Origin of the sequence: Methylobacterium sp. WL119, assembly GCF_008039875.1 — a bacterium.
Classification (GTDB): Bacteria; Pseudomonadota; Alphaproteobacteria; order Rhizobiales; family Beijerinckiaceae; genus Methylobacterium.
Genome location: NZ_VRUU01000028.1, coordinates 1 through 22,323, shown reverse-complemented (window position 1 = coordinate 22,323; position 22,323 = coordinate 1). Strand labels below are relative to the sequence as shown.

Annotated in this window: 25 protein-coding genes; 7 read left to right on the top strand and 18 right to left on the bottom strand. The window is 73.2% G+C overall.

Annotated features, from left to right (window positions below; genetic code table 11):
* Positions 1-57 precede the first annotated feature (57 nt).
* The 4 genes from FV227_RS12520 to miaB are packed head-to-tail and all read right to left on the bottom strand — an operon-like array spanning position 58 to position 4,308.
* The gene (locus FV227_RS12520; RefSeq protein ID WP_147859051.1) at positions 58-1,230 is read right to left on the bottom strand and encodes a hemolysin family protein; all 1,173 of its coding nucleotides are present in this window, start codon (positions 1,228-1,230) and stop codon (positions 58-60) included.
* Positions 1,231-1,266: 36 nt separating this feature from the next.
* Entirely contained in the window at positions 1,267-1,773 is a 507-nt protein-coding gene (ybeY, locus tag FV227_RS12515) for an rRNA maturation RNase YbeY (protein WP_147729656.1), read from the bottom strand.
* Complete coding sequence (locus tag FV227_RS12510; RefSeq protein WP_246686511.1) at positions 1,773-2,894, bottom strand: PhoH family protein; 1,122 nt, start codon at positions 2,892-2,894, stop codon at positions 1,773-1,775. Before FV227_RS12510 ends, ybeY begins: the two co-directional genes overlap by 1 nt.
* Positions 2,895-2,925: 31 nt before the next feature.
* Positions 2,926-4,308, bottom strand: a complete 1,383-nt coding sequence (gene miaB / locus FV227_RS12505) for a tRNA (N6-isopentenyl adenosine(37)-C2)-methylthiotransferase MiaB (protein WP_147729193.1) — start codon at positions 4,306-4,308, stop codon at positions 2,926-2,928.
* Between the two features lie 103 nt (positions 4,309-4,411).
* Between miaB and FV227_RS12500 the strand changes: the two genes are divergently transcribed.
* Together FV227_RS12500 and FV227_RS12495 are read left to right on the top strand one after the other, a co-directional pair.
* Complete coding sequence (locus tag FV227_RS12500) at positions 4,412-4,717, top strand: type II toxin-antitoxin system RelE/ParE family toxin (RefSeq protein WP_147729197.1); 306 nt, start codon at positions 4,412-4,414, stop codon at positions 4,715-4,717.
* Positions 4,714-5,013: an addiction module antidote protein gene (locus FV227_RS12495; RefSeq protein ID WP_147729194.1), complete on the top strand. Its 300-nt coding sequence runs from the start codon at positions 4,714-4,716 to the stop codon at positions 5,011-5,013. Before FV227_RS12500 ends, FV227_RS12495 begins: the two co-directional genes overlap by 4 nt.
* Positions 5,014-5,019: 6 nt before the next feature.
* Here FV227_RS12495 and FV227_RS12490 read toward each other — a convergent pair whose 3' ends face one another.
* From FV227_RS12490 to FV227_RS12475, 4 genes are all read right to left on the bottom strand, one after another.
* Positions 5,020-5,895: a lysophospholipid acyltransferase family protein gene (locus FV227_RS12490; RefSeq protein ID WP_147729195.1), complete on the bottom strand. Its 876-nt coding sequence runs from the start codon at positions 5,893-5,895 to the stop codon at positions 5,020-5,022.
* Between the two features lie 7 nt (positions 5,896-5,902).
* A complete protein-coding gene (locus FV227_RS12485; protein WP_147859049.1) occupies positions 5,903-6,424 on the bottom strand; it encodes a GNAT family N-acetyltransferase in 522 nt (173 codons plus the stop codon).
* Between the two features lie 115 nt (positions 6,425-6,539).
* Positions 6,540-7,229: a tRNA (adenosine(37)-N6)-threonylcarbamoyltransferase complex dimerization subunit type 1 TsaB gene (tsaB, locus tag FV227_RS12480; protein ID WP_147844002.1), complete on the bottom strand. Its 690-nt coding sequence runs from the start codon at positions 7,227-7,229 to the stop codon at positions 6,540-6,542.
* 189 nt (positions 7,230-7,418) lie between these two features.
* The gene (locus FV227_RS12475) at positions 7,419-7,985 is read right to left on the bottom strand and encodes a NifU family protein (RefSeq protein ID WP_147859048.1); all 567 of its coding nucleotides are present in this window, start codon (positions 7,983-7,985) and stop codon (positions 7,419-7,421) included.
* 284 nt (positions 7,986-8,269) lie between these two features.
* Between FV227_RS12475 and rplS the strand changes: the two genes are divergently transcribed.
* Positions 8,270-8,665, top strand: a complete 396-nt coding sequence (gene rplS / locus FV227_RS12470) for a 50S ribosomal protein L19 (RefSeq protein WP_147729513.1) — start codon at positions 8,270-8,272, stop codon at positions 8,663-8,665.
* A 102-nt stretch (positions 8,666-8,767) separates the two neighbouring features.
* Here rplS and FV227_RS12465 read toward each other — a convergent pair whose 3' ends face one another.
* The 9 genes from FV227_RS12465 to FV227_RS12425 all read right to left on the bottom strand — a co-directional run bounded on the left by FV227_RS12465 (position 8,768) and on the right by FV227_RS12425 (position 16,821).
* Positions 8,768-9,592 (bottom strand): FTR1 family protein, encoded by an 825-nt coding sequence (locus tag FV227_RS12465; protein ID WP_147859047.1) that lies wholly within the window; start codon positions 9,590-9,592, stop codon positions 8,768-8,770.
* Positions 9,593-9,632: 40 nt separating this feature from the next.
* Complete coding sequence (locus FV227_RS12460; protein ID WP_147729275.1) at positions 9,633-11,036, bottom strand: 4Fe-4S binding protein; 1,404 nt, start codon at positions 11,034-11,036, stop codon at positions 9,633-9,635.
* Between the two features lie 3 nt (positions 11,037-11,039).
* Positions 11,040-11,420 (bottom strand): cupredoxin domain-containing protein, encoded by a 381-nt coding sequence (locus FV227_RS12455; RefSeq protein WP_147729274.1) that lies wholly within the window; start codon positions 11,418-11,420, stop codon positions 11,040-11,042.
* Positions 11,421-11,422: 2 nt separating this feature from the next.
* Complete coding sequence (locus FV227_RS12450; RefSeq protein ID WP_147844021.1) at positions 11,423-11,974, bottom strand: iron transporter; 552 nt, start codon at positions 11,972-11,974, stop codon at positions 11,423-11,425.
* A gap of 187 nt (positions 11,975-12,161) precedes the next feature.
* Complete coding sequence (locus FV227_RS12445) at positions 12,162-12,764, bottom strand: HupE/UreJ family protein (RefSeq protein ID WP_147859046.1); 603 nt, start codon at positions 12,762-12,764, stop codon at positions 12,162-12,164.
* A gap of 82 nt (positions 12,765-12,846) precedes the next feature.
* Entirely contained in the window at positions 12,847-13,962 is a 1,116-nt protein-coding gene (locus tag FV227_RS12440; RefSeq protein ID WP_147729793.1) for an aldo/keto reductase, read from the bottom strand.
* Between the two features lie 32 nt (positions 13,963-13,994).
* Positions 13,995-14,675 carry a nickel pincer cofactor biosynthesis protein LarB gene (larB, locus tag FV227_RS12435; protein WP_147859045.1) on the bottom strand — a complete coding sequence of 227 codons (681 nt, stop codon included), beginning with the start codon at positions 14,673-14,675 and terminating at the stop codon, positions 13,995-13,997.
* Positions 14,672-15,502 carry an adenine nucleotide alpha hydrolase gene (locus FV227_RS12430; protein ID WP_147859044.1) on the bottom strand — a complete coding sequence of 277 codons (831 nt, stop codon included), beginning with the start codon at positions 15,500-15,502 and terminating at the stop codon, positions 14,672-14,674. Before FV227_RS12430 ends, larB begins: the two co-directional genes overlap by 4 nt.
* Positions 15,499-16,821, bottom strand: a complete 1,323-nt coding sequence (locus tag FV227_RS12425) for a LarC family nickel insertion protein (protein WP_147859043.1) — start codon at positions 16,819-16,821, stop codon at positions 15,499-15,501. The genes FV227_RS12430 and FV227_RS12425 overlap by 4 nt, the downstream gene beginning before the upstream one ends.
* A gap of 222 nt (positions 16,822-17,043) precedes the next feature.
* On the opposite strand from FV227_RS12425, the gene FV227_RS12420 reads away from it, so the two are divergent.
* From FV227_RS12420 to FV227_RS12410, 3 genes are all read left to right on the top strand, one after another.
* Positions 17,044-17,715 carry a metal ABC transporter permease gene (locus tag FV227_RS12420; RefSeq protein ID WP_147729579.1) on the top strand — a complete coding sequence of 224 codons (672 nt, stop codon included), beginning with the start codon at positions 17,044-17,046 and terminating at the stop codon, positions 17,713-17,715.
* A 146-nt stretch (positions 17,716-17,861) separates the two neighbouring features.
* Positions 17,862-19,661, top strand: coding sequence for a nucleotide pyrophosphatase/phosphodiesterase family protein (locus tag FV227_RS12415; RefSeq protein WP_147859042.1), 1,800 nt, complete (start codon positions 17,862-17,864; stop codon positions 19,659-19,661).
* A 157-nt stretch (positions 19,662-19,818) separates the two neighbouring features.
* Positions 19,819-21,243 carry a mannose-1-phosphate guanylyltransferase/mannose-6-phosphate isomerase gene (locus tag FV227_RS12410; protein WP_147859041.1) on the top strand — a complete coding sequence of 475 codons (1,425 nt, stop codon included), beginning with the start codon at positions 19,819-19,821 and terminating at the stop codon, positions 21,241-21,243.
* A 75-nt stretch (positions 21,244-21,318) separates the two neighbouring features.
* Here the strand turns inward: FV227_RS12410 and FV227_RS12405 are convergent, their stop codons facing one another.
* Positions 21,319-21,672, bottom strand: coding sequence for a hypothetical protein (locus tag FV227_RS12405; protein WP_147729975.1), 354 nt, complete (start codon positions 21,670-21,672; stop codon positions 21,319-21,321).
* A gap of 361 nt (positions 21,673-22,033) precedes the next feature.
* On the opposite strand from FV227_RS12405, the gene FV227_RS12400 reads away from it, so the two are divergent.
* On the top strand, positions 22,034-22,323 hold a 290-nt coding region (locus FV227_RS12400), incomplete at its 3' end, for a hypothetical protein (protein ID WP_147859040.1).

Sequence of the window (22,323 nt, the reverse complement as noted above, 5' to 3'; positions counted from 1 at the left end):
GGCGCGCGGCCGCGCCGCCCGGCAGCGTGGCTGCTGGGGGCGCTTCGGGAGCCGGCGTCACGGTGCGGGCGTCTCGATCGCGTTGACGGCAGGGGGCGCGGCGGGCGGGGGCAGGGCGAGCGGCACGGCGGAGGCCGCGATGCGTGCGGGCCCGCGCTGGAAGCGCAGGCGCTTGAGGCGGCGCGGGTCGGCGTCGAGCACCTCGAACTCGAGGTCGCCGGGGCCGGCGATGAGCTCGCCGCGCGAGGGCACGCGGCCGGCCAGCGTCACGATCATGCCGCCGATCGTGTCGATCTCCTCGGCCATCTCGCCCACCGCCGCGACGAGGTCGACGCCGGTGGCCTCGGAGACCTCCGCCAGCGGCGCACGGGCATCGGCCACGAACACCTCGGCCTCGCCCTCGAGGCGCTGGACGAGGCGGCCCTCGACCACGTCGTGCTCGTCCTCGATGTCGCCGACCACCATCTCGATCAGGTCCTCGATCGAGATCAGCCCGTCGGTGCCGCCGTACTCGTCGATGACGAGCGCCATGTGGGTGCGGGTCGCCTGCATCCGCACCAGCAGGTCGATCGCCGGCATCGAGGGCGGCACGAACAGCACCGGCCGCTGGATGCGGGTGGAGGCGAGCGTCGCGGTGAGGTCGACGTTGCCGAGGTTGAGCGTGCGCAGGGCGCGGGCGGGCGCCCGGCGCACCCGCGGGGCGGGCTTCTGCGCGTCCTTCAGCGCATCCTTGGCCGCCTCGGCCTCGGCGGGGGCGGGCGTCGCGCCGTTGGCGGCGGCCGCGGCGCTGCGGCGCGGGGCGGCCTCGGCCCGCGCGGCGATGTGGTCCACGAAGTCGCGGATGTGGACCATGCCGCGCGGGTCGTCGAGCGTCTCGCCGTAGACCGGCAGGCGGGAATGGCCGGCGGTGCGGAACAGCTTCAGCAGGTCGCCGAGGCTGGTCTCGACCGAGACCGCGACGATGTCGGCCCGCGGGATCATCACGTCGTCGACGCGCACCTTGTGCAGCCCGAGGACGTTCTTGAGCATGGCGCGCTCGAGCGGCGAGAACGCGTTCTCACCCGAATCGGGCTCGGCCAGGGCCTCTTCGATGTCGCCGCGCAGCGAATCGCGCGGTTTCAGGTGCAGCACCTGGAGGAGGCGGTCGTACCAGGGCTCGCGCGCACCCGATTCCGCCTCGTTGGAACTGAGCGCGGCCTGGGCCGCGCCGCGACTTCGATCGTGGGTCATGTCTCTCGTGTCTGGGATCGGTTGGGACGTCGTCGCTCAGCCGGCCGCGGAGTCCGCGTAAGGGTCGGGCACGCCGAGGGTCGCGAGCGCCGCGACCTCCAGGGCCTCCATGGCCTCCGCGTCCGCGTCGCCGGTCTCGTGGTCCTGACCGAGCAGGTGGAGGGTGCCATGAACCAGGAGATGCGCGAGGTGGTGGACGAGCGGCTTCGACTGCTCGGCACTTTCGCGCACCAACGTGTCGTACGCAAGAACGACGTCGCCGAGCGGCACCGCGACGCCGGCATGGGCGGGCTGCGGCGAGGACGGAAACGACAGCACGTTGGTGGGCCGGTCCTTGCCCCGCCAGGTCCGGTTGAGCGCCTGCACGGTGGCGTCGTCGGCGAGCAGGACGCTGACCTCGACCGGGCCGGCGGGCGGCTCGGGGGCCGCGGCGAGACCGGCCTCGACGGCGCGAATCACGAAGGCTTCGAGGTCGGGGACCGCGCCGCTCCAGCGTTCGTCCTCGATCGCCACCTCGACCACCATGTCGATCGCGTGCCCCATCACGCGAGCGGCCGCCGCCGCGGGTTCGGGTTGCGGTCGGCATCCGCCTCGCCGTGGGCCGCGCCCTCGTAGGCGGTGACGATGCGGCGCACGAGGTCGTGGCGGACCACGTCCTTGTCCCGGAAGTTGATGCGGCCGATGCCCTCGACGCCGTCGAGCACCCGCACCGCCTCGACCAGCCCCGACTTCTGCCCCGGCGGCAGGTCGACCTGGGAGGGATCGCCGGTGACGATCATCCGCGAGTTCTCGCCGAGCCGGGTCAGGAACATCTTCATCTGCATCGAGGTGGTGTTCTGCGCCTCGTCCAGCAGCACGATCGCGTTGGTGAGCGTGCGCCCGCGCATGAAGGCCAGCGGCGCGATCTCGATCACCCCGGTCTGCAGGCCGCGGTCGACGTGGCGCGCCTCCATGAAGTCGTAGAGCGCGTCGTAGATCGGGCGCAGGTACGGGTCGACCTTGTCGCGCATGTCGCCGGGGAGGAAGCCGAGGCGCTCGCCGGCCTCGACCGCCGGGCGCGAGAGGATCAGCCGCTCGGCGTGGCCCTGCTCCAGCAGCGAGACCGCGTGGCCGACGGCGAGCCAGGTCTTGCCGGTGCCGGCCGGACCCTCGGCGAAGACGAGCTCGTTGGCGCGCAGGGCCTTGATGTAGGCGTCCTGTGCCGCGTTCCGGGCGCGGACCGCGCCGCGCTTGCGCGTGGCGATCTGCTCGAAATGCGGCCGGTCCGGCTCGGCGGCGATGGCGGCCGCCGGGAACAGCTGGCCCTGGACGGTGGCCTCCTGGATCGCGCCGTCGACGTCGCCCAGCGTCAGGGCGCTGCCGCCGGTCCGCACGCGGGCGTAGAGCTTCTCGAACACCCGGCGGGCACGCTCGGTCGCGTCCGGCGAGCCCTTGAGCACGACGTGGTTGCCCAGCGCGGTGGCCGTCACCTCCAGCCGGCGCTCGATATGCGCGACGTTCTGGTCGTACTGGCCGAAGACGAGGCTCGCGAGGCGGTTGTCGTCGAAGGTCAGCGAGACCTCGACCGGCTCGTCGTGGCCGAAGCCCGGGCCGAGCGGCCGCGCGGCGGGCCCGCGCCCGCGCAAGGGGCCGCTGCGCCCGGCCGTTCCGTCGAATGACGCCACGAACACTCCCTTCATCGCCCGGCCCGCCGCCCTACGCGGCCGCCGCGGCCTCGATCGCCGCGCCGAACAGGCTGTTGGTCCCCGCCTCGACGATGCGCACGGGCACGACCTGCCCGATACGGGAGGTGGGGGCGTCGAACTGAACGGCGAGCAGGTGCGGCGTCTTGCCCGCGACCTGGCCGGGCCTGCGGCCGGCCTTCTCGACCAGGACCTCGACCACCTGCCCCACCGCCGCGCGCTGGAACGCGTGGCGCTGCGCGTCGAGCAGCGCCTGCAGCGCGTGCAGGCGGCCGGTCATCACGTCCTCCGGGACCGCGTCGCTGCGCTCGGCGGCCGGCGTGCCGGGGCGCGGGCTGTACTTGAAGGAATAGGCGCTCTCGAACCCGATGTCGGAGACGAGCCGCATCGTGTCGGCGAACTCGGCGTCGGTCTCGCCGGGAAAGCCGACGATGAAGTCCGAGGACAGGGCGATGTCGGGGCGGGCCCTGCGGACGCGGTCGATGATCCGCCGGTAGGCGTCCCCGGTGTGGCGCCGGTTCATCGCGGACAGGATCCGGTCGGAGCCCGACTGCACCGGAAGGTGCAGGTAGGGCATCAGCGCCGGGATCTCGGCATGGGCCGCGATCAGGTCGTCGCCCATGTCGTTGGGGTGGCTCGTGGTGTAGCGGATCCGCGCGATGCCCGGCACGCGCGCCACCGCGCGGATCAGATCGGCCAGCGTCGCCGCGCCGCCGTCGGCCCCGAGCCCGTGATAGGCGTTCACGTTCTGGCCGACGAGGCCGATCTCGCGGACCCCACCGGCGGCGAGCTTCTCCGCCTCCGCGACGACGGCGGCGACGGAACGCGAGACCTCGGCGCCGCGGGTGTAGGGCACCACGCAGAACGCGCAGAACTTGTCGCAGCCCTCCTGCACCGTGAGGAAGGCGGAGACGCCCGCGGTGCGGCGCGCCGGCAGGTGGTCGAACTTGTCCTCGACGGGGAATTCGGTGTCGACCACGCGCCTGGCATGCGAGCGGGCGAGCAGGTCCGGCAGCCGATGGTAGCTCTGCGGCCCGACGACCACGTCCACCACGGGCGCGCGGTGCAGGATCTCGGAGCCTTCCGCCTGCGCGACGCAGCCGGCGACGACGATGCGGGTGTCGCGGCCTTCGAGCTTCCGCGCGTCCTTGAGCACGCGCAGCCGGCCGAGCTCGGAATAGACCTTCTCGGCCGCCTTCTCGCGGATGTGGCAGGTGTTGAGCACCACCACGTCCGCCTCCTCGACGGCGTCGGTGGCGGAGAACCCCTGCTCGGCCAGGACGTCCGCCATGCGGGCGGCGTCGTAGGCGTTCATCTGGCAGCCGTAGGATTTGACGAAGGCTTTTTTCGACACCGCGTCGGGTCCCGGGTTCCTTGGGATACGGCGCGCGAACATCTCTGCGGCCGAGGCGGCACGCCTCTATCATAGATCCGGCCCGCCGTCGCGACCCGGTCCGAGCGCTTGCCAGTCCGTATCCTATAGAATACGAACATTTAGGATTCCGGTCCGACGCACGGCTGATTTCGATGCTTGGCTCGGCGCCTTGCGGGATCCGCGTGCCAAGGCGCGGATCGCGATCCGGATCGACCGTCTCGCTCTGGGCAATGCCGGCGACGCGAAGCCGGTCGGCTCCGGGGTGAGCGAGATGCGCATCGATTACGGACCTGGCTACCGACTGTACTTCATCCGTCGCGGCGAAGCCCTGATCGTTCTGCTCTGCGGCGGAGACAAGGGCAGCCAGCAACGGGATATCGTGCGGGCCAGGGCGCTGGCCGCAGATCTGAAGGATGGAGACGGCGGATGACCGAGACGCAGCCCTACGATTCGGCAGACTATCTCGAGACCGACGAGGCGCTGGCGGAATACCTCACCGCGGCCTTCGAGGAAGGAGACACGGCGCTCTTCCGCCACGCGCTCGGCGTCGCCGCCCGCGCCCGCGGCATGACGCGGATCGCCCGCACCTCCGGCCTGTCGCGCGAGAGCCTGTACAAGGCCCTCTCCGAGGAGGGCAATCCGAGCCTCGATACGACGGTGCGCGTCCTGAGGGCGATGAACCTGCGGCTGACGGCGACCGTGCCGCACGCGACCGAACCGGCCTGACGGGATTCAGGCGGCCGCCGTGCCGTCCGTGAGGCCCGGCAGCGGCCGGGCGGGCGCGTGGCCCGGCACCCCCGCGTGGCCCTGCATCGCCCCCGGGCCCTTCATCGCGGCGCGGACGGCGGCCTCGGCCTGGACCGTGACGGCCTTGCGGTCGGTGCCGGCCTCGAAGGCGATCGGCTGGCCCCAGACCACGTGGACGTCGATCGGCCCGCGCTCGAAGAACAGGGCGAGATGGGGGGCGAGGTCCATGTCGCCGTACCACGCGATCTCGGGGCGCTCGGCCCGGCCCACGGGCAGGCCGTTGCGGCGCGGATAGGTGATCGCCAGGGGCTGCAGGCGGATGCGGTCGAGGCCGCCGTCGGCCCCTCGCGCCTGGATCGCGGCCCGCGCCGCGCCGACGAGCGAGGAGCGGAACGGCAGCAGGCGGGTGCCGTCGCCGGTGGTGCCCTCGGCGAACAGCACCACGAGCTCGCCCCGCGCCAGCCGGTCGCCGATCGCGGCGTTGACGGTCGCGGTCGCGCCGCGCCGCGCCCGGTCGATGAACACCGTGCGCTGGAGGGCGGCGAGCGTGCCGATCACCGGCCAGCCGGCGATCTCGGACTTCGCCACGAAGGAGAGCGGCCGCAGCGAGCCGACGGCGATGATGTCGAGCCAGGAGACGTGGTTGGCGAGCACCAGCGCGGCCTCGCCGGGGCGGGGCGGGGTGCCGCTCTGCGTCACGCGCACCGAGAACAGGGCCAGGAACACCCGGTGGAACAGCGCCGGCGCGAGGCCCCATCCGCGGCGCTCGCCGAAGCGCAGGGCCAGCCAGTGCGGACCGGCGAGCAGCGCGAAGGCCAGCGCGCAGACGACCAGGCGCAGGGCCACCCCGACGCGCGTCACCGGGCGCTCACGTCAGGTCGGCGCGCATGGTGAGCGCGGTCGCGCGGCTGCCGTCGGCCTGCGCGTAGTAGCCGGTCCGCGTGCCCACCCGGATGAACCCGTGCCGGGCGTAGAGCTTGAGCGCGGGCGCATTGCCCTCGTCGACCTCCAGGTGGACCTGCGCGACGCCGATCAGCGCCAGGTGCCCGAGATGCTCGCGCAGCAGCCGATGGCTCAGGCCGCCGCCGCGGGCGGAGGGCGCCAGCACGACGGTGAGGATCTCGGCCTCGTCGGCGACCTTGCGGGACAGGATGAAGCCCTGCATCGCGCCGGCCCGCCACAGGGCGTGCCCCTGCGTCGCGCGCTCGCACAGCATCCGCTCGAACTCGTGCGCGTCCCAGGGCCGCGCGAAGGCGGTGGCGTGGAGCCGGGCGAGCGTGCGCGCCTGGTCGGCCTCGCGCAAGGGCGCGACGTAGGGCTCGGGGCCCCAGGCCTCCCACCAGGCGAGCCACCATTCCAGCGGCCAGAAGGGCGAGACCGGGCGGCTCATGCCTGTGGCCCTCGATGCCGCCGCATCGCGGGCGATCCGCCGCATCGGCGGCGCGCCTTCGCGCTTGCCGGCGGCCGAAGGCCGCTGGAACGGTCCGAGCGATGAGGCTTGCGTGTCATCGGCGGGCGATCCGCGCGTGGTCCTGCGGCTGGGCGTCGGCCCCGCGCAGGTACATCGGCCGGGGCAGGGCCTGGGCCGGGTCGGCGACCAGGCCGAGCGAGGCGACCCAGGCGATGTCGGGCCCGCCGGCGCCCGCGACGTCGACCGCGATCCCGCGGGCCCGGAGCACGGCCGCCAGGAGGGCGGCACCGGAGCCGACGAGGGTGACGGGGCCGGCCCCGAGCCGGTCGGCGGCCTCCTCGAGGCGCAGGTGCGTCGGCGGCACGACGATGCCGTCGCCCGCGCTCATCGCCTGGAGGTAGACCGCACCGTGGCGGGCATCGATCGCGGCGGCGATCAGGCCGTCGCCGTTCAGCGCCAGCTGCGGCGCCAGCAGCGCCGAGAGGGTGGTGACCCCGACCACGGGAATGCCGGCGGCGAGGCCGACGGCGCGGGCCGCCGACAGGCCGACGCGCAGGCCGGTGTAGCTGCCGGGGCCGACGGTGACGGCGACGCGGGACAGGCCCTCGAACCCGGCCTCGAACCGGGCCATCACCCGCTCGACCAGCGGCAGCAGCGCCTCGGCGTGGCCGCGGGCGAGCGTCATGGATTCCTGCGCGAGCAGATCGACGGACCCGTCGGCCGCCTCGGTCGCGACGCAGGCCGAGCAGAGCTCGAGTGCCGTGTCGATGGCCAGGATATGCACGCCCACTCCCGTTCGCCGGGGCTTCGCTCCCGTCCGCCCTCTGAAGGAAGCCGCGAGCCTAAGCCAAAACGGCCGCGCCCGTCAGTGCGGGGCGGCCGTCGGCGCGCGGTTCGGGAGAAGGTGTTGCAAAGGCGCTTCGGGTGCCGGCTGGGCGCGCACCCTAAGCGCCGCGATTTCGAAGCGCCGGTCTCAGACCGCCTGGACTTCCCGGATCTCGGGCAGGAAGTGCTTGAACAGGTTCTGCACGCCGTGCCGGAGCGTCGCGGTCGAGGACGGGCAGCCGGAGCAGGCGCCCTTCATCTCCAGGTAGACGACGCCTTCCTTGTAGCCGCGGAAGGTGATGTCGCCGCCGTCGCCCGCCACCGCCGGGCGCACGCGGGTCTCGAGCAGGTCCTTGATCGTCACCACGGTGTCGTGGTCGGCGGCGTCGTAGAATTCCTCGGCGGCGTCGTCGGCCTGCGCGGAGCCTTCCGCCATCACCGGCGCGCCGGACTGGAAGTGCTCCATGATCGCGCCCAGAAGGGCCGGCTTGACCTGCGGCCACTCGTCGACGCCGTCGGCCTTGGTCACCGAGATGAAGTCGTGGCCGAAATACACGCCGGCGACGCCGGGCACGTCGAACAGGCGCTGCGCCAGGGGCGAGCGGGCGGCGCCGTCCGCGTCCTTGGCCTCGAAGGTGCCCTCCTGCAGCACCACCCGGCCGGGCAGGAACTTCAGGGTGGCGGGGTTCGGGGTCGCTTCGGTCTGGATGAACATGTCTGACAGGATCCTCGTCCGCTGCGCCGGTTCAAGGCCGGCCGGGAACGGCGCGTCTCGCGCCATCCTCCATGTGGACCGCGGACCGGATTTTCTCAACCGGGGCGGGCAATCGACGGGCCCCGCCGGCAATGGGCAATCGCCGCCGGCAATCGACGGGCGCGGCCGGCAATCGACAAGCGCGTGGGCTTGGTGTATCGCGGCGCCAACTCAAAACAGGATGCCGAAATCCTGACGCCCGCAAGCCCATCCGGGGCAGCGCGGCGCGACGGCCGGAGCTATTCATGAACATCATCCAGCAGCTCGAGCAGGAAGAAGTCGCTCGACTGAACAAGACCATCCCCGACTTCCAGCCCGGCGACACGGTGATCGTGAACGTCAAGGTCAAGGAAGGCGAGCGCACCCGCGTCCAGGCCTACGAGGGCGTGGTGATCGCGCGCTCCGGCGGCGGCCTCAACGAGAGCTTCACCGTCCGCAAGATCTCCTACGGCGAGGGCGTCGAGCGCCTGTTCCCGGTCCACGGCCCGCTGATCGATTCGATCAAGGTGGTGCGCCGCGGCAAGGTACGCCGGGCCAAGCTGTACTACCTGCGCGATCGCCGCGGTAAGTCCGCCCGCATCGCCGAGCGCACCGACAAGAACAAGGGCAAGGCGAAGGCCGCGCCGGCCGCCGCCGAGTAGTCCGCGCCTCCCCGTACGGGGAGCGGACGCGACGAGAAAAGCCCGCCGCGATCCGATCGCGGCGGGCTTTTCGTTGCCGCGGTTGCGTGCCGGCCGAGGCGCTCAGGCGGTGCGCAGGGCCCGGCGCTTGCTCGAGGCGGTCACCTGCATCAGCCCGACCATCACCAGGATCGTGCCGACGTAGACGATGCCCTGGAGCGCGGTCGGGCGGTCGGTGTAGCCGACGAGCGCGTGCAGCACGCGGCCCGGCCAGCCGTTCTCCGGGATCAGGCCGGACGAGTTCCACAGGATCTGGTCGAGCCCGGTGACGATGCCGGCGTTCGACAGGAACTGCGCCGCCTGCGCCGCGAGGCCGGCGGCGAGGAAGATGATCAGCGCGCTCGTCACCGAGAACACGTAGCGGCTCGGGATCGCGGCGAGGCCGAAATAGCTGATGCCCGAGAGCAGGGCGCCTGCGCCGACGCCGGCGAGCGCCCCGGCCTGCAGGTCGGCCCCCGACGCCCCCGAGGCGACGAGGCCGTAGAGGAACAGCACCAGCTCCGCGCCCTCGCGCAGGATCGCCGCGCCGACGACCAGCGCCAGCGCCGCCGCGGTGCGCTGCCCGGAGCGGACGGCCTCGCCCGCCGCCCGCAGCTCGCCCGCGAGCTCGCGCCCGTGGGCCGCCATCCAGGTGTTGTGCCAGACCAGCATCAGCACGGCGACGATGAGCACGGCGGCGTTGAGCAGGTCCTGCCCCGCGCCCTCGAACGCGTCCGAGATCTTCTCGGCGAACAGCGCGACGAGGGCGGCGCCGGCCAGGCCCCCGACGATGCCGAGCGCGACCCAGCGGCCGCGCCCGGGAATGCCGCGGGTGGCCGCCAGCACGATCGAGATGATGAGGCCCGCCTCGATGACCTCGCGGAAGGCGATGACGAAGGCTCCGATCATGCGGATATCCCGGCTTTCGCGTTGATGGGGCGCTCGCGCGCTACCAGATCCAGAACAGAAGCGCCCAGTTCGCCACCGCGAGGCCCGCGGCGGCACCGATGCACAGGGTTGTGGCGACCCGGCGCGGGCCGCCGGCCGACAGGCCGGCGATCCGCCAGGCCAGCCAGAGGCTCCACAGGCTGGCCCCGCCGAGGAGGCCGGCGCGGACCTCGTCGACGAAGGGCAGGACGAAGCCCTCGCCGCGCAGGAAGGTGACCGTGAGCGCCGAGAGGCCGAGGAAGACGCCGCAGCCGGCGATCGGGATCAGCGCCTGCGTCAGGTGGTGGAAGCGGGCGGTGGACCACGGCCCGCCCGCGCGGGTCGCGAGCGCGACCAGGCCGGTCAGCGCGAGCCCGATGCCGAGGCAGGCGGCGGCGATGTAGGCGAGCAGCATCGCGCCGTCGAGGAGGGTGAGCACGTCGTTGTGCTCGGGGTAGTTCGTCAGCACGAACCACGGCGCCGAGGTCTCCAGCGGCCAGGTGACGCCGCGCTCGATCAGCCAGGTGGCGAGCCACTGCTTGCCGTCGATGTACCAGGGGCTCGACGACCACTGGAACGCGCCGACGGCGAGGCCCATCATGCCGAACAGGATCAGCACGGTCTGGTCGAGGGAGGGCTCGTCGCCGGCCACGTGGACGATCTCGTGGTTGGGCGAACGGCGGGCCAGCCGCACGGCGCCGCGATAGCCGCTGCAGCGCCCGCACATGTGGCAGGCGCCCGAGCCGCGCATGGTCTTCACCGCCACGAGGGGCGCGCAGTTGAAGCCTTGCCCCGGCTTCGGCTTCGGCGAGGCGCTCCAGGCGGCGCCGTCGACCTGGAAGCTCACCGGCGCGAGCTTGGAGAGCACCGCGAACACGCCGTTGACCGGGCAGAGGTAGCGGCACCACACCCGCTTGTTGCGCCCGTACACGGCGCCGACGAGGATCGCCGCCACGGTCGAGCCGCCGAGCACGGCGAGCACCGGCTTCGGGTAGCCGTAGACGCTGACCATCTGGCCGTAGACCGTGGTGCCGGCGAACGCCAGGAACGGCCACCCGCCCCAGGTGATCCAGCGCGGCACGGCGCGGCCGAGGCTCCACCGGCTGGCGAACTCGGTGAGCGTGCCTTCGGGGCACAGCACCCCGCACCAGGCGCGCCCGGCGATGACCATGCTGAGCAGCACGAACGGCCACCAGATGCCCCAGAACGCGAATTGCGCCGCCAGCGTCAGGTTCGACCAGAGATGGGCGCCGCGGTCGGGCAGCGGCAGGAAGGCAGGCACGGCCACGAGCACGACGTAGATGCCGACCACCGCCCACTGGATGGTGCGCAGCACGCCGCCGTGCCGGCGGAGCCAGTCGCCGAAGTCGGCGAGGCGTCCGTCGATCCAGGCCTCCCGGCCGGGGCTGAGGGTCGCGCCGGCCACCGGCTACTTCGCCACCGAGTCCTTGGCCACCAGCGTCGCCTTCGCCTCCGGATGGAAGTCGTCGAAGACGTCGTAGCTGCCAGGATCGAGGGTGCGGAAGATGATCGACGAGGTCGAGCCGGCGGCGAGCGCCTTTTCGCGCTTCAGCTCGAGGCTCTCGAACTCCACCGGCGAGGTTCCGGTGTTCGAGATCTCCAGCTTGAAGCGGGTCTTGGCCGGAACCTCGATGATCGCGGGCAGGATCACGCCGTCCTTCATCTCGACCTTGATCACCGGCATGTCGTCGGCGCGCGCGGCCCGAGGCGCCAGGAGAAGCGGCGCCAGGAGAAGCGGTGCGAGGGCGAGCAGCGCCCAGCGGGCGGGAAGACCGGTCGCGGCCTGCATCCTCAGTACGCGCCCTTCTTGCCGATGCCGGCGAAGGTGAAGTCCTGGGTGATGTCGAACGGCTTGAACCACTCGGCCACCCCGGTCTCCTTGTCGACGTGGCGGCCGAAATGGGCGTGCGGGCCGGGGGGCGCCACGGTGAGCTTGAGGCGGTAGCGGCCCGGCCCGAACAGCTTGACGTTGTCGCCGTAATGCGGGCCGTCGTTGGCGACCATGCCCATCAGCGGCCCCGAGACCTTCTGGTCGGTGGGCTTGTCGCCGTCGAGCTTCACCACCTCGAAGGTCACGGTCAGCGACGGCACGAAGTCGCCCTCGGCGAAGCCGTTGCGGTTGTCCTTGGCGGCGCGGATGTCGGCCTCGAGGTGCAGGTCGGACTGCGCCGCCGCGCGCATCATGTCGGGCGGGTCCATCTCGATCGGCTGCAGGTACACCGCCGCGACCTCGAGACCGTTCTGGGTCACGTGGGGCCCGACGGGGATCTCCTTGGCGACCGCGGAGGCGGTGAGGCCGGCCAGGCCGGCGAGCAGGGGGAGGGTGAGACGGAGCGCGCGCATGGGATGCATCGCATACCCGGCCGCGCCGAAATTGGAAGAGGCTTGTTCGTCACATGCTCAAATCATAATCGTTCCAAACTGGGAACTATAAAGTCCAGGTTGGTGAAAATCAGCCGGCTTGAAAGATGAATCATAGATCTCGGAAGCTCGAACTCCGGCGGGTGCCTGCCCCGCCGGAGGTCTCGACTTAGAAATGCCCTGCGAGCAGCACGACGCCGGAGGCGACCACCGCGCCGCCGAGCATGGGAGCCATGACCGTACGGCGGGTGCCGGCCGCGATCGCCAGGCCAAGGCCGAGGCCGGCGGCGTGGAGCAGGGCGGTGCCGGCGAGGAACCCGAGGCCGTAGACGAGGCCGGAGGCGGTCTCGGGCATCTCCGCGCCGTGGGCATAGCCGTGGAACGCGGCAAAGCCGCCGACGAGGGCGCCGAGCGCGGCGACCGGAAGTCGGAGGCCGAACGCGGCCGCGAGGCCGAAGGCGACCACCGACAGGGCGATCCCGGTCTCGGCCACCGGCAGGCCGAGGCCGGAGACCTCGACGCCCGCCATGCCGAGCCCGGCGCCCGCCGCCATCAGCGCCAGGAAGGCCGCGGGCAGCGCCCACAGGGCCCGGCCGCCGCGCAGGGCCGCCAGCAGCCCGACCGCGACCATGGCGAGGACGTGGTCGGCTCCGCTCACCGGGTGCAGGAAGCCGTGGACGAGGCCCGCGGCCTCGCCGTGGCCGGGATGGGCGAGCGCCGCCTGCGGCAGCAGGACGAGGGCGGGAAGAGCGAGGGCGGCGAGACGCTTCATGGGGTGTCCTGACGGTCTGGTCGGGTCGATCATCGGATGGATAGGCGGCGGGCGCCAGGGGTCACCGACACCCTGGCAAAAATCACTCCATCGTCGGGGCGAGGGTCTTCACCCCCGGGACGTCCTCCCCGAGCCACGCCGCGTTCTTGGCGGTGCCGTCGAAGGTCGCGCTGGTCTTGAACAGCTCGTACTTGCCTTCGAGCGCGTAGGGGCGGCTGCGCCCGAGCAGCTCGGCGACCGCCGCCTTGTCCATCGGCCGGAAGGTCTTCACCGCCTCGAACGCCTGGTCGAGGTCGCGCTGGCTCTGGATGCCGGTGATCAGCACCGAGACCGGCAGGTTGAGGCCGAAATGCAGGTACTCGATCGGCTTGATCGGCGCGTCGCTCTTCAGGATGACGCCGTCGCCGAAGGTCTTCATGCCGAGCGCGGCGATGCCGTTCTGCACGAGGTAGGGCAGGACGAGGTGGCCGAACGAGCGGAAATGCGCGTCCATGACGTTGAGCGGCATCTGCACCGAATCGAACTGGAACCCGCGCTCGTGGGCGACCTCCAGCATCTGCAGATGGATGCGCGGGTCCTTGTGCCCGGTGAAGCCGATGTAGCGCAGCTTGCCCGCCTTCTTCGCCTCGACGAAGGCCTCCATCGCGCCGCCCTCGGCGAAGACCCGGTCCGGGTCGTCGTAGCGCAGGATCTCGTGGTGCTGGACGAGGTCGATCCGGTCGGTGCGCAGGCGGTGCAGCGAGGCGTCGATCTGCTTCGTCGCCTCCTCCTTGGTGCGCCCGTCCATCTTGGACATCAGGAACACCTTGTCGCGCCGGCTGCCTTCCTGCAGCGCCGCGCCCATGCGCAGCTCGGAGCGGCCCTCGTTGTAGTCCCAGCAATTGTCCATGAAGGTGATGCCGCGCTCGATCCCCTGGTGGATCAGCCGCGTCGCCTCGTCGTCCGTCACCGCGCTCTTGCCGAGGTGGAACCCGCCCATGCCGATGGCCGAGATCTTGTCGGAATGGCGCCCGAAGGCGCGATAGAGCATCTCGCCGCGGCGCTCGCCCGGATCGGTGACGAGGGGGAGGCTCGCGGGATCGGACGGCCGGTTGCCGGGCAGGGCCGTCGGGTCGACGGCCGCGGTGGCGGTGCTGCCGCCGGCTGCGGCGAGGCCCGCGCCGACGACGGCGCTCTGAAGGAAGCTGCGGCGTTCCATGGGATTCTCCTAAGTTCGGGCGACGGATCGGTTCAGCCGGCCGCCCGGAGGCGTTCGGCGGTGTGGAGCAGGCGCAGGGCGGCGCAGGCCGCGCCGTAGCCGTTGTCGATGTTGACGACCGCGAGGCCGGGGGCGCAGCTCGCGAGCATCGCGTCGAGCGCCGTGCGGCCGCCCGCGGCGACGCCGTAGCCGACCGAGGTCGGCACGCCGATCACCGCGCCGGCGACGAGGCCGCCGAGCACGCTGGGCAGCGCCGCGTCCATGCCGGCGACGCAGATCACCACCGGATGCGCGCGGATCTCGTCGAGGCGCCGGGTCAGCCGCCACAGGCCGGCGACGCCGACATCGGCGACGAGGGTCGCCGCGCAACCCTGGTAGGCCAGCGTCCGCAACGCCTCGCGGGCGACCGGCACGTCGGAGGTGCCGGCCGCGACCACGGCGATGCGGGCCGGCCCCTCGACCGGACGGGCAGCACCGAAGACGGCGGTGCGCGAGACCGGGCAGTAATCCAGCGCCGCGCGGTGGGCCGCCTGCAGGGCGGCGTGCTTGTCCGCGTCGAGGCGGGTCAGGAGGAAGCGCGCCTCCCGCTCGACCGCAGCAGCGAGGATCGCGTCGATCTGCGCGGCGGACTTGCCGGCGCAGAACACCGCCTCCTCGAGGCCGATCCGCTCGGCGCGGGCGAAATCCAGGGTGAACTCGTCGGAAACGCTCATGCCCGGGCCCCGCCGCCGACGAGAAAGGCGCTGCCGGTGCGGTAGGGCTCGAAGCGGACCGCGTTCGCGGCGAGGCGTCCCGGTGCCTGCGCCGCGATCCAGCCTTCGAGCGCGTCCCGGCCGCCGGCATCGAGCGCCGCGAGGCTCGCCGGATCGAGCTCGACGACGATCCCCGCGGCGCGCACGCGGCAACGCACGGCGCGGCCCGGCTCCGCCCGGGTCGCCAGCGCGGCCCCGACGCGGCGCTCGACCGCGTGGATGAAGGCCAGCACCTCCGGCTCGATGCGGATGCCGGTCTCGACCCGGCTCGACAGGCAGGGGGCGGAGGGCAGCTCGGCCACCGCGCCGAGGCCGAGATCGCGGCTCAGCCGCCGCACCGCCGCCTTGTCGAGGCCGGCCTCGACGTAGGGGTGGCGGACGCCGTAGCCGGCCGCGGCGTCGAGGCCGGGCCGGTACTCGCCGAGGTCGTCGAGGTTGGCGCCCGAGACCATCGGCCGGTCGGTGACGCCGCGGATCGCGCCGTAGAGATTGGTCTTGCAGAAGAAGCAGCGGTTCACCGGGTTGGCGCGATAGGCCGGATCGGAGAACTCGCCGGCCTCGATCACCCGCAGGCTCCAGCCGGCGCGCGCCGCCTCGGCGCGGACGCGGTCGGTGGCTTCCGCCGGCACGGCGGGGGAGGCGGCATGCACCATCAGCGCGGCGTCGGCGCCGAGCACGCGATGGGCGAGCGCCGCCAGCGTCAGGCTGTCGACGCCGCCGCTCACCGCCACGGCGACGGACCCGATCTCGCGCAGGACGGCCTCGAGCCGGGTGGAAAGGGCGCTCACGACGTCGGCTCCGGGCTCTCGAGGGCGATCCGCTCGGCCTCGCGGCGCAGGGCGGCCCGGGCGGCGTGGCCGCCGAGCGACCGGGCGTCGTCGGCCTCGGCCTTGGCGGTGCGCCCGCCCGGCCGCTCCGCGAGCTTGACCCGCACGTCCCGGCCTTCGACCGCGACGGTCGTGGCCCGGCGGGGCAGGGCGCGGCCGGCGACGAGCGCGTGGCGCAGGCCGATCGTCGCGGTCTCGGAGAAGCACGCGGCGACCACGGCATCGAGGGCGTCGGCGCGGGCGAGCAGGCGGACATGCGCCATCATCCGGCCCTTCTTGCCGAAGACCGGCATCTGCACGACGTCGAGCACGTCGTCCCGCATCCGCAGGCGGTCGAGCCCCATGGCCAAGTCCTCGCCGGACTGGTCGTCGACCTCGAACTCGATCACCGCGATCGTGCGATGGTCCGGATGCGTCTCCAGCGCCGCCATCGGGGCCGCGTCATCGAAGGCGAGCACCCGCACGCAGTTGCTCAGGCCGGGCAGGCGCCTGGTGCCGAAGCCGACGCCGGAGCGCCCGAGACGACGCGGGCCGCTCGGCGCCGATCCGGCCCCGCCGCAGAGATGGCGCAGGATCGCGGCGCCGGTGGGCGTCACCCGCTCGCCCGGCACGCCGTCGTCGCGGGTCGGGAAGCCGTCGAGCAGCAGCGCGGTCGCCGGGGCCGGTACCGGCAGCAGGCCGTGCTGCGTGCGCACCATCCCGGAGCCGAGGGGGAGGGCGCCGACGCTCCATCGCGTGGCGCCGAGCGCGGCGACGAGGTGGGCGGCGGCGACGATGTCGGCGATCGAATCCCAGGCGCCGACCTCGTGGAACGCCACCTGCTCGACCGCGATGCCGTGCACGCGCGCCTCCGCCTCGGCGAGGTGGCCGAAGATCGCGAGCGCGTGCCCACGCACCGCCGCTTCGAGATCGGCGCGTTCGAGCGCGACGCGGATCTCGGACCACGGGCGGTGATCGTGACCGTGGTCGCCCGCGTGGGCGTGGGCGTGCGACGAGCCGTGCGCAGGATCGTGATCGTGGGGGCCGTGCGCGTGATGGCCGTGCGCGTGCCGGTCCGCGCCCTGCGGCGCGGGACCGGGCTCGCCGGGCCCGGAGACCAGGAAGCGGCTGCCCTGGAGCACGCCGTCGTTGTGCGGCAGCACGCGGCAGGCGACGCCCGCCCGGCTCGCCGCGCGGACGCTCGCCGACACGCCCTCGGTGTGCTCGGGAAAGGCGTCGAGGAGGGCGGCGACGAACATGTCGCCGGCCATGCCGCCGACCGCGTCGAGGTGGATCTGCATGCCTGTCCGATGGTGGAGCGAGCGAAAGGCCCGTCGGTTCGAACACCAGATCGGCCGGAAAGGTTTCGCGGCAAGGCCCCGCGGCCGAGCCCCGGCGAGGCGGATGGCCGCGCCGGCCGGCGGGTGCCGGGCCCGGTGCCGGCATGATAGCGGTCGGGCCGCAGCCGCAGGCTTTCGGACGATCGTGCCGGATGGTCGGGCCTTCCCAACGACAGGACCCTCATGACACGCCTCCCGCTTCTCGCCCTCGCCGGCCTCCTGTCGATCGGCGGCGCCCAGGCCGCCCCGGTCGTCGAGCGCCTGCGCGGCACGATCGAGGCGGTCGCGCCCGGCGCGATCACCCTGAAGACCATCGACGGCGTGTCGGAGACGATCGCGCTCGGCGACGACACCAAGTTCGTCTCGGTGGTCAAGGCCAGCCTCGACGACGTGAAGGAGGGCACCTTCATCGGCACCGCCACCAAGGGCGAGAGCCCGCGCACCGCGATCGAGGTCGTGCTGTTCCCCGAAGCCATGCGCGGCACCGGCGAGGGCCATTACGGCTGGGACGCGATCCCCGACACCACCGCCGGCGGCGCCCGGGTGAAGAGCGCCATGACCAATGGCACGGTCAAGGCCGACGCCCCGGCCCCCCGGGTGAAGAGCGCGATGACCAACGGCACCGTGTCGGCCAGCGCCGCCGGCGGCGGGGAGCGCACGCTGACCGTGACCTACAAGGACGGCGCGCAGACGGTGGTCGTGCCGCCCCAGGTGCCGGTGGTGACCTTCGAGCCGGCCGACCGGGCGGTCCTGAAGCCCGGCGCCAAGGCCTTCGTCACCGCGGCCCGCGACGGCAGCGCGTTGAGCGCCCGCCGGGTCGCCGTCGGCAAGGACGGGCTGACACCGCCGATGTAGGCGTCGCGCCCCGATCGCGCGGGCGGGCCGGGGATTCCGACCCGCCCGCCGCCCCGCCCGCGTTCGTCGTCACACGGACGTCATGGGGACGTGGGGAGAAGCGGCCCCGAGCCGCGTTCCAGCCGGCGCTTCAGGAGACGACGGCGATGCGTGCGATCCTCAACGGCGTCATCGTCGCCGGCCTGCTCGGCACCGCCGCCGCGGCGGCCGAGCGCCCCCGCAACGTGATCCTGTTCGTCCCCGACGGGATGCGCGCCGGGATGGTCACCCCGGAGACCGCGCCCGCCATGGCGGCGCTGCGCGACCAGGGCGTGAACCTCGCCAACAGCCATTCGCTGTTCCCGACCTTCACCACCGCCAACGGCTCGGCGATGGCGACCGGCCACCACCTCGGCGACACCGGCGACTTCTCGAACACGATCTACGTCGGCAAGCCGGTCGCGGCGCAGAACGGGACGGTGACGCCCTTCGTCGAGAACGATGCGGTGCTCGGCGAGATGAACGGCTTCTTCAACGGCGACTGGCTCAACGAGGAGACGGTGCTGCGGGCCGCCGCCAAGGCCGGGATCAGCACCGCGGCGATCGGCAAGCTCGGGCCGACCCTCAATTTCGACAACACCAGCCGCGACGGCGCCCCGACGATCATCGTCGACGACGACACCGGCTCGGCGCGCGGCATCCCCTTCAGCGCCGAGATGCGGGGCCTGCTGGCGGCCGGCGGCCTGCCGCTGGCCGCCCCCTCGCGCGGGGAGAACGGCAAGGCCGGCGACGCGACGACGCCGGGCACGCTGGTCGCCAACGTCGCGCAGCAGGCCTACTTCGTCGACGTCGCCACGAAGGTCGTGCTGCCGCTGTTCAAGGCCCGCGGAAAACCGTTCGTGCTGGTCTACTGGTCGCGCGACCCGGACGCCGTGCAGCACAACCACGGCGACAGCCTCGGCAAGCTCGTGCCCGGCATCAACGGGCCGACCTCGCTCGCCGGCATCCGCAACGCCGACGACAACCTCGCGGCGCTGCGCCGGGCGCTGGACGCGCTCGGGCTGGCCGACACCACCGACATCGTCGTCGCCGCCGACCACGGCTTCTCGACCATCTCGAAGGAGAGCGCGACGAGCCCGTCGGCGAAGACCGCGCTTCCCGGCGTGCCCGCGGGGCAGCTGCCGCCGGGCTTCCTCGCGCTCGACCTCGCGGCCGCCCTCGGCCTGCCGCTGCACGAGCCCGATGCGAGCGCCGCCCCCGTCCTCGCCGGCCAGCGGCCGAAGCTCGGCAACGCGCTGCTCGGCCCCGACCCGAAGGCGCCGGACCTCGTCGTCGCGGTCAACGGCGGCTCGGACCTCGTCTACCTGCCGAAGGGCGACAGGGCGCTCGCCGCGCGCACGATCGCGGCGCTCCTGGCGCAGGACTACGTCAGCGGCCTCTTCGTCGACGACGCGCTCGGGCGCTTCCCCGGCACGCTGCCGCTCTCGGCGGTGAACCTGAAGGGCGAGGCCGCGACGCCGACGCCGGCGATCGTCGTCAACTTCCGCTCGTACAGCACCGGCTGCGCCAACCCGGAGACCTGCGTCGTCGAGGTCGCCGACACGGCGCTGCAGCAGGGCCAGGGCATGCACGGCAGCTTCAGCCGGGCCGACACCCACAACTTCATGGCCGCGATCGGCCCGAGCTTCAAGGCCGGCTTCGTCGACCCGCTGCCGGTGAGCAACGCCGATGTCGGGCAGACGCTCGCCGCCCTGCTCAAGCTCGAGATCCCCGCCAAGGGCCGCCTGATCGGCCGCCCGATGCGGGAGGCGATGCGGGAGGCTCCGGTGCCGCAGGCGCAGGCCGGCACGCTCCGCTCGGAACCGTCGCCGGCGGGCCTGACCACGGTGCTGCGCTTCCAGCAGGTCGGGGACCAGCGCTACTTCGATGCGGCCGGGTTCCCGGGGCGGACGTTCGGGCTGGAGTGAGGCCGCCGGCCGAGGCGCCCGACGCCGGGCGTTTGCCATCACGACGGATTCGCGGCCGGCCGGACCGGCATCGAGTCGCCTCGCGGCGGCGCGGGCGCTACCGTGGGTTCGCCGAGACCGGGCCGTGCGGCCCGGTCCCAGGAACAGGAGTCGTCCGATGAGCACCGCCCGCATCCTGCCCGTGATCCTGTGCGGCGGCTCGGGCACGCGGCTGTGGCCGGTATCGCGCGAGAGCATGCCGAAGCAGTTCGCGCGGCTGGTGGACGCGTCGGAGTCGACGTTCCAGGCCACCGCGCGGCGGGTGGGCGACGCGGCGGTCTTCGCCCGGCCGGCGGTGATCGCGGCGGCCGAGTCGCGCTTCATCGTCGCCGAGCAGCTGGCCCAGGCCGGGATGTCCGCCGACATCATCCTAGAGCCGGAGGGGCGCGACTCGGCCGCCGCCGTGGCGGTGGCGGCCTTGCACGCGGCCAAGGCAGACCCGGAGGCGGTGGTGCTGATCATGGCCGCCGACCACGTGATCGGCGACGTGCCGGCCTTCGCCGCCGCCGTGCGCACGGCGGCGGTCGGCGCGCGGGCCGGCTACACCATGACGCTCGGCATCGAGCCGACGCGCCCGGCGACCGATTACGGCTACATCCGCCGCGGGGGGGCGCTGCCGGAGGCCGAGGGCGCCTTCGCGGTGGCGCGCTTCGTCGAGAAGCCGGATGCGGAGGGCGCCGCCGCGCTGATCGCGGAGGGCGCCCTGTGGAACTCGGGCTACTTCCTGTTCCGGGCCGACCTGATGCTGGCCGAGCTCGAGGCGCACGCGCCCGCGGTGCTCTCCGCCGCCCGCGCGGCGCTGGAGCGGGCCGGCGTCGACCTCGACTTCGTCCGCCTGGACGCGGCGGCGTTCGGGCAGGCGCCCAAGATCTCGATCGACTACGCGGTGATGGAGCGCACGACGCGCGCCGGCGTGCTGCCGGTGTCGTTCCCGTGGTCGGACGTCGGCACCTGGGACGCGGTCTGGCAGGTGCTGCCGCAGGACGCCGCCGGCAACGCGGTGCGCGGCCGGGTCGAGCTCCTGGGCACGCGCAACAGCCTGGTGCACAGCGAGGGCGAGGGGCTGACCACGGTGGTCGGCCTCGACGACGTGGTGGTGGTGGCGACCCCCGATGCGGTGCTGGTCGCCTCGAAGTCGCAGTCGGGCCGGGTCAAGGAGCTGGTCGGGGTGCTGCGGGCCCGGGCCCATCCGGAGGCCGACGCGCACCGGCGGATGTACCGGCCCTGGGGCTGGTACCAGCGCGTCGACATCGGCGAGCGCTTCCAGGTCAAGCGCATCATGGTGACGCCGGGCGGGCGCCTGTCGCTGCAGAAGCACCATCACCGCGCCGAGCACTGGGTGGTGGTGAAGGGCACGGCGGAGGTGACGCTGGGCGAGCGCCTCGTCCTCGTCCACGAGAACGAGGCGGTGTACCTGCCGATCGGCTCGCTGCACCGCCTGACCAACCCCGGCAGGATCCCGCTCGAGCTGATCGAGGTCCAGGTCGGCTCCTATACCGGCGAGGACGACATCATCCGCGTCGAGGACGTCTACGGGCGGTGACGCGCGGGCGCGCCCGGCAGATGCATCCGATCCTCTGAACGACCCGGCCGCCGTCGGCGCGGGAATTGCCGGCGCTCAGTTGCGCAGCATCGCGATCCAGGACGAGACCGGGTCGACGACGTAGGCGGCGACCGAGGCCGCCCAGGCGCGGGCACGGGCCGGCAGCGAGCGGGCATCGCGTCCGGCCTCGACGTCGCGGGCGGCCATCAGCGCCGCGACGACGGCGTCCTCGCGCTCCTTGCATTCGTCGAGGGCGTTGCGCTGCGAGCCGGCGCGCCCCTGGGCCGGCGGCTGGTGCGCATAGGCTTCCCGCACGCAGTCGCGCCACGCCTGCTCCAGCGCCGCCGGGTCGGCCGCCCGCGGCGCCTGCGCAGCCGCGCAGGGCAGAGCGTTCAGGGACAGGAGGACAGCGAGGACGGGCATCCGCATGCGCGACGGTATCGCCGATTCGGGGCCGGCTCGGCAAGAACGAAGCGGCAACACGTTCGCGTGCATGCGCATGCCCCCGCTTATCCCCGCGCCGCGCGGGTCGAGCGGGTCGAGCGAGACGCTGCCGATCATCGCCGCGCCGGCGCACGGGTCTCGCGGGTTTTCGCGCGCGATCCGCACGCGTCGGCCGGCGGCTTAGGGGCGGATTAACCAAACGCGCGCCCAATACGGATCAGTCGCAGTTCTCTCGATCCCCGCACGGCCGACCCCATCGGCCGGCCCGCCGCCCGCCGATCCGTCGCGGGCGCGGGCCGGACGCTGCGCGGCTGCGGGCACCGGGTCGCCTTCGAGTCGAGTCCGCATGCCTCATCACCCGCGCTCCTCCTGCGGCCTCACGCGTCCCGCCCGCCGCCGGCGGGCACGCCGCCACCCGATCCTTCGCAACACGCTCGCCGCCCTGCTCTGCCTCGTCACCCTCGAGGGCGTGCCGCCGGGCGGCGGGACCGAGCCGGTGCCGCAGGTCGCGAGCCTCCAGGCCCGCAGCACCGGGTCGACCGCCCTCGCCCCCCTGTTCGATCCCCGGCCGATGCTGGGCCCGGAGGCCGGCGCGGACCGTCAGGGCGCGCCCCTCGGCGCCGCGCTCACCCCGCC

Bases quoted from the DNA above. Each gene is read 5' to 3' on its own strand.
- FV227_RS12520 (WP_147859051.1), bottom strand. From the start codon at position 1,230: ATGACCCACGATCGAAGTCGCGGCGCGGCCCAGGCCGCGCTCAGTTCC.
- ybeY (WP_147729656.1), bottom strand. From the start codon at position 1,773: ATGGGGCACGCGATCGACATGGTGGTCGAGGTGGCGATCGAGGACGAA.
- miaB (WP_147729193.1), bottom strand. From the start codon at position 4,308: ATGTTCGCGCGCCGTATCCCAAGGAACCCGGGACCCGACGCGGTGTCG.
- FV227_RS12495 (WP_147729194.1), top strand. From the start codon at position 4,714: ATGACCGAGACGCAGCCCTACGATTCGGCAGACTATCTCGAGACCGAC.
- FV227_RS12485 (WP_147859049.1), bottom strand. From the start codon at position 6,424: ATGAGCCGCCCGGTCTCGCCCTTCTGGCCGCTGGAATGGTGGCTCGCC.
- FV227_RS12475 (WP_147859048.1), bottom strand. From the start codon at position 7,985: ATGTTCATCCAGACCGAAGCGACCCCGAACCCCGCCACCCTGAAGTTC.
- rplS (WP_147729513.1), top strand. From the start codon at position 8,270: ATGAACATCATCCAGCAGCTCGAGCAGGAAGAAGTCGCTCGACTGAAC.
- FV227_RS12465 (WP_147859047.1), bottom strand. From the start codon at position 9,592: ATGATCGGAGCCTTCGTCATCGCCTTCCGCGAGGTCATCGAGGCGGGC.
- FV227_RS12455 (WP_147729274.1), bottom strand. From the start codon at position 11,420: ATGCAGGCCGCGACCGGTCTTCCCGCCCGCTGGGCGCTGCTCGCCCTC.
- FV227_RS12450 (WP_147844021.1), bottom strand. From the start codon at position 11,974: ATGCGCGCGCTCCGTCTCACCCTCCCCCTGCTCGCCGGCCTGGCCGGC.
- FV227_RS12445 (WP_147859046.1), bottom strand. From the start codon at position 12,764: ATGAAGCGTCTCGCCGCCCTCGCTCTTCCCGCCCTCGTCCTGCTGCCG.
- FV227_RS12440 (WP_147729793.1), bottom strand. From the start codon at position 13,962: ATGGAACGCCGCAGCTTCCTTCAGAGCGCCGTCGTCGGCGCGGGCCTC.
- larB (WP_147859045.1), bottom strand. From the start codon at position 14,675: ATGAGCGTTTCCGACGAGTTCACCCTGGATTTCGCCCGCGCCGAGCGG.
- FV227_RS12425 (WP_147859043.1), bottom strand. From the start codon at position 16,821: ATGCAGATCCACCTCGACGCGGTCGGCGGCATGGCCGGCGACATGTTC.
- FV227_RS12420 (WP_147729579.1), top strand. From the start codon at position 17,044: ATGACACGCCTCCCGCTTCTCGCCCTCGCCGGCCTCCTGTCGATCGGC.
- FV227_RS12415 (WP_147859042.1), top strand. From the start codon at position 17,862: ATGCGTGCGATCCTCAACGGCGTCATCGTCGCCGGCCTGCTCGGCACC.
- FV227_RS12410 (WP_147859041.1), top strand. From the start codon at position 19,819: ATGAGCACCGCCCGCATCCTGCCCGTGATCCTGTGCGGCGGCTCGGGC.
- FV227_RS12405 (WP_147729975.1), bottom strand. From the start codon at position 21,672: ATGCGGATGCCCGTCCTCGCTGTCCTCCTGTCCCTGAACGCTCTGCCC.